Annotated in this window: 5 protein-coding genes and 1 pseudogene; 2 read left to right on the forward strand and 4 right to left on the reverse strand. The window is 60.8% G+C overall.

Translation table 11 applies throughout. From position 1 onward, the window contains the following. Positions 1 to 12 precede the first annotated feature (12 nt). The 4 genes from ACTJKL_RS31895 to ACTJKL_RS31910 form a co-directional block, all read right to left on the reverse strand. Entirely contained in the window at positions 13 to 2,097 is a 2,085-nt protein-coding gene (locus tag ACTJKL_RS31895) for a recombinase family protein (RefSeq protein WP_100675141.1), read from the reverse strand. After that, positions 2,087 to 2,281 (reverse strand): hypothetical protein, encoded by a 195-nt coding sequence (locus ACTJKL_RS31900; protein ID WP_440854727.1) that lies wholly within the window; start codon positions 2,279 to 2,281, stop codon positions 2,087 to 2,089. Before ACTJKL_RS31900 ends, ACTJKL_RS31895 begins: the two co-directional genes overlap by 11 nt. A 97-nt stretch (positions 2,282 to 2,378) precedes the next feature. Further along, positions 2,379 to 2,828, reverse strand: a complete 450-nt coding sequence (locus ACTJKL_RS31905; RefSeq protein WP_088199677.1) for a helix-turn-helix domain-containing protein — start codon at positions 2,826 to 2,828, stop codon at positions 2,379 to 2,381. A gap of 179 nt (positions 2,829 to 3,007) precedes the next feature. Next, the gene (locus tag ACTJKL_RS31910) at positions 3,008 to 3,271 is read right to left on the reverse strand and encodes a DUF5372 family protein (RefSeq protein WP_086017922.1); all 264 of its coding nucleotides are present in this window, start codon (positions 3,269 to 3,271) and stop codon (positions 3,008 to 3,010) included. 44 nt (positions 3,272 to 3,315) lie between these two features. Here ACTJKL_RS31910 and ACTJKL_RS31915 point away from each other — a divergent pair. Together ACTJKL_RS31915 and istB are read left to right on the forward strand one after the other, a co-directional pair. Next, positions 3,316 to 3,855 (forward strand): annotated as a pseudogene (locus ACTJKL_RS31915) (Mu transposase domain-containing protein); the annotation flags it as partial. Then, positions 3,855 to 4,655: an IS21-like element helper ATPase IstB gene (gene istB, locus ACTJKL_RS31920; protein WP_318899042.1), complete on the forward strand. Its 801-nt coding sequence runs from the start codon at positions 3,855 to 3,857 to the stop codon at positions 4,653 to 4,655. The pseudogene ACTJKL_RS31915 and the gene istB, both read left to right, overlap by 1 nt. Positions 4,656 to 4,677 lie beyond the last annotated feature (22 nt).

The raw sequence follows: 4,677 nt of genomic DNA on the forward strand, positions 1-4,677 counted from the left end.
AAGGAGCAGACATCACGATGCACCTTGTTGGATTTGTTGAGCGTCCATTAACCGGGGTTGGCGGCTACCATAGCGGCCGCCGACGCCTTTTGCGAGTCTGACGTTGCCCGGTGGCTCATACAGGTAGCGGTGGTTGGTAGCGTAGCGATGGCGCTTGAGAACGCCATCGCGTCCGAGTTGGTGTACGGTTGTGGCGCTTACGCCAAATCGACGAGCCACTTCCTCGCCAGTTAGCATGCCGCTCTCGCGCAACCGTTCGAACCGGGTCTTCAGCCCATAGGCACGACGAACGAGCATGACTTTCTTCAGGGTAAAAGCCTCACCGCGCCAGTTACGATGCCCGAGTGCGTTGAGACGACTGGCAATCTGCTGGTCGTTGTCGGTCTCCAGCAGTTCGTTGATCAGTGCCACAACCGCTTCCGGGGTCTTGCGGATCACGGCCATGGGCCGGGGACGAGCTACTGCCAGGCTTTGCGTGCGACCTCCGCGCCAGCGTATGTGCATGTTGATCTGCTCGTCGACCAGCAGTGTCACGTCTTCGATGAGGAGGCCAAGCATGCGTTTACGCTCGACCGGGCTCGTGCGCTTGTTGTTCCAGATGCGCGGAAAATCTGCGGCCAGCGCTCGGATCCGTTCCTGCATAGCGCCGTCCAGCAATGACTGGTCTGTCTCGTTCTGACGCTCATGTTCGCGCTGAAGCGTATCGAGGTCGCGTAGCTTGCCATTCCAGTCCGCTTCGAGTGCATCGGCAACCAAGCGGTTGTCGGGATCGACCTTCAGATAGCGGCGGCGTGCGAGTTCAGCCTCATACCGGGCGCGCTGTAACTGCTTGTCGCGCAGCGAGGCGGCTTGTTCGACACGTTGCGAGATCTCCTCCTGCACCGCAAGCGCGACCTCTATCGCCGTCGGTGCCATTGCTTCGAGTAGCAACGCGCTGACCGCTTCATCGATCGCTGGTCCTCTTGCCCATTGGCAAGCCTTGCCCGCGTGGCGCACGACGGCCTCGTTGCAGATGTAATAGGGACGAAGATTGCCCTCGAACTGTTCATAATGGACCCGCATGCGAGCGCCGCAACGACCGCACAAAACTCTTCCTTGCAATAAGCCGTTGCCTTGGCGAGGCATACGACCCCGCAGGCCCGGAGAAAAACCGACTGCATTTTGTTCGAGACTTGTTTGATTGCGCTCGAACTCGTCCCACGAGATGTAGCCTTCATGGGCCTGAGGGATGAGCACCTGCCAGTCGGACCTCGGCATCTTCTGCTGTACGGACTTAAGCTTGGCATTGTAGATCGTGCGTGTGCGTCCGTATGCGAAAGCACCAGCGTATCGTGGATTGTGCAAAATCTGGATCACGCGAGAGTGGTCGATCTCGCTCCACAGCACGTCGCCCTTGCCGATGCCGCGACGGATACGACGGGGAAACAGGATCTTCTCGTTACGCAGGCGGCGCACGACCGCACAGGCTGAGCCCACCTCCCGGAAGGTATCGAACAGCATGCGCACCGTGTCCTGGATCTGGCGATCCGGGTCGAGCACCACGCGCATATCAGGCGTGTAGACCAGTCCGATCGGCAACGGCAACTCGAGCTCGCCACGACGCGCCTTGTTGAGAATGCCGCCTTGCAGCCGAGACTTCAGGATGTGGAGTTCGGCCTCGCTCATCGTGCCCTTCAGGCCGAGCAGCATACGATCGTTGAACGACGCCGCGTCGTAGATACCATCTTCATCCATGATGAGCGTGCGCGACATGGCGGCCAACTCAAGAAGGCGATGCCAGTCAGCATTGTTGCGAGCCAGGCGAGATACTTCCAGCCCCAGCACGATGCCTGCGTGCCCCATCGCGACCTCGGTCACCAAGCGCTGAAATCCATCGCGCTCCTGCGACTGTGCGCCGGAAAGGCCGAGATCGTTGTCGATGACGTGGACGCGCTCAATCGGCCAACCCAGAGCGACCGCGCGGTCTCGTAATGCATATTGCCGTTTCGTGCTCTCGGTGTTCTCGAACACCTGACGAAGGGAGGATTGGCGGACGTAGAGAAATGCATCGCGCCGCAGGTGATCGGCACTAATCTTCATGGCATTATCAGTAGACATGGCTTCCTCCTGTCTCTGCTGCCAGCACCATATTGGCGAGCATGTGCACGAGCTGGCGGTCGTGCGCGACCACTGAAGTTGTCTTGAACCGAGGCGCTGACTGCTGTCGCGCTACCGCGGATTGATGCGGTGCGATCAGCACTGCCAAGCCGCGCCACAGTCCGTGAAAGACGATGGCACCCATGCGCCTCGCGCAAGCCGTGCCGCAAATAACATCGGCGCGGAGAGCTTCGTAAATATCCTTGCCGCTCTCCGACATGGCGATTGCGTGCGTCGGCTCTTCATCGTTTTTTTTTACGCGCTACCGCGCGTTCGATGCTGCGAGGATGGACGCTGATGCCCAGTCTCGCATGCACCAGGTCCGCCAGAGAGCGGGCCTGCAGTTGGCCGTTCGCATCGAGATGTTCCTCGACGAGACGCATCACCTCGCCAGTAAGCTTGTGGGCTGACTTCGGCCCGCGGGTGCGCGGCAAGAGGCCGGACATGCCATCGCGCTCGAACGCGGCCTCCGCTTGATAGTAGGTCTGCCGAGACAGCCCGAAAAGCGCGGCCGCGTCCGCTTTGTTGGTGCCGTCTTCGCGGGCGTGCCGAAGCATCTCATACTTCACTTGCACGAGATCGAGCGGATCAAAGAAACCGGATTCCCGGAACCAAGGGGCGCGGACGCCCTCGGGCTTGGGGTTCAGAGCGCCCATCTGGCGCAGGCGATCGGGCTTGCTTTCTTTGGTCATGGGAGCCTCCCTTGTGTAAGTCAAATTATGCCGCACTCAGATCGCGCGTCAACTAAATTATATCTCCATATCCGCTACCACTCTATAAGAATTGGCAAAATTCCATTGTTCATAATCAATGGCATCGCGCGCTCGGCATAATTATCCTTACATGCGCGGCGTAATTTACTTGACGTTCGTCACTCTTCCTGACGGCTCTTAATGCGATCAATCAATGACGCCAGCGCCGACAGATCGTCTGGGCGGGAGAAGGACCGACCTGCAGCAACCTGACTGAACAGGTCGGCCTCATTAACATCGGTCCACGAGGCCGGCAGCGAACGCAACCGTCCTTGAGCGTCGTAGAACATGACGCGGTCTTCGCCCCAGTTCTGTTTGCGTGTCGACAGCACGAAGCGCTGGCCGCGCCACGGATGGAACGGGTGCGTGACCTCGAACTTTATGCGCGCTTGAGTGTCAGTACGAACTGCAGTCCTGGACTTGAAAGAAGGGCAAGGACGAGCGCGGAGTCGGCTATGTCAAGAAGAACGCGATCGCCGGCCGCCGCTTCGAGACCTGGGCGGCATTCGAGGCGCATTTGGATCGGTGGACGCGCGAGGTTGCCGACCAGCGGGAACACGGCACCACCGGTGTTGCGCCGGCGGAACGCTTTGCTGCGGAGGCCGGGGCGCTACGTCCGCTTTCCGGCAGGGCTGCGTTCGGGCAGTTGCGGGATCTGGTCCGCAAGGTTCAGGCCGACTGCGCCATCGATCTCGACACGAACAGCTATTCGGTGCCCTGGCGCCTGATCGGCGAGAGTGTCCAGGTCGTGGTGCTGGCCGGTCGCGTGATCATTCGCCATGCGGGCCAGGTTGTGGCCGACCATGCCCTGAACCGAGGGCGACGGCAACGGATTGTCGACCGATCCCATTTTGTCGGCATTGCCGGTGTCGAGGGACCCGTGCGCCTGGCGCCGATCGAGATCGCGCCCGCGGCGCTGCTGCGGCCGCTTGCGGAATATGAAGCCGTTGTCGGAGGAGGCTGGTGATGACGAACGTGGACCATGACCTGCTCATCGCAACGCTCGACCGGCTGAAGCTGACGGCGATCCGCGACCAGCTCGACACGCTGCTCGACGAGGCGGCTCGCTCGAAGATGAACCTGCGCGAGGCTCTGGGCTTCCTGGTATCGCGGGAGATCGCCCGGCGTGATGAGCGCCGTATCTCCATGTCGAGCAAGATCGCCCAGTTCCCCTTCGTACGCGAGCTGGATGGCTTCGACTTCGATGCCCAGCCTTCGCTGGATCAAGGGCAGATCCGGGAGCTTGCGACCTGCCGCTGGATTGCGCATGGCGACACGCTCTTGCTCCTTGGCCCTCCCGGAACGGGTAAGACGCATCTTGCCGTCAGCCTCGGCCGCGAGGCGATCCGCCAGAACTACAACGTGCAGTTCATCACGGCGGCGACGTTGGTGGCGACGTTGGCCAAGGCCCATAGCGACGGCTTGCTCGACAAGCAGTTGACGCTTCTGTCGCGGCCGAAACTGCTGATCATCGATGAATTGGGCTATCTGCCCTTCGAGGCCAATGCCGCCCACCTGTTCTTCCAGTTGGTGTCCCGGCGCTATGAGAAGGGCTCGATCCTGATCACCTCAAACAGATCCGTCGGCGAATGGGGAGGTGTCTTCGGGGACCCCGTCGTCGCCACGGCGATCCTGGACCGCTTGCTTCATCATTCCGCGGTCATCACTATCCGGGGCGACAGCTACCGGCTTCGCGAAAAGCGCCGCTCCGGCCTTCTGCAGAAGACCGGAGCGGCGCTTGAACCCAACGAAACGTCCAGCCAGTAAAGGGGGTCAATTCCTGATGTCG

Source organism: Sinorhizobium sp. 22678 (assembly GCF_052044265.1).
GTDB lineage: Bacteria > Pseudomonadota > Alphaproteobacteria > Rhizobiales > Rhizobiaceae > Sinorhizobium > Sinorhizobium meliloti_A.

Bases quoted from the DNA above. Each gene is read 5' to 3' on its own strand.
- ACTJKL_RS31895 (WP_100675141.1), bottom strand. From the start codon at position 2,097: ATGTCTACTGATAATGCCATGAAGATTAGTGCCGATCACCTGCGGCGC.
- istB (WP_318899042.1), top strand. From the start codon at position 3,855: ATGACGAACGTGGACCATGACCTGCTCATCGCAACGCTCGACCGGCTG.
- ACTJKL_RS31900 (WP_440854727.1), bottom strand. From the start codon at position 2,281: ATGGGTGCCATCGTCTTTCACGGACTGTGGCGCGGCTTGGCAGTGCTG.
- ACTJKL_RS31905 (WP_088199677.1), bottom strand. From the start codon at position 2,828: ATGACCAAAGAAAGCAAGCCCGATCGCCTGCGCCAGATGGGCGCTCTG.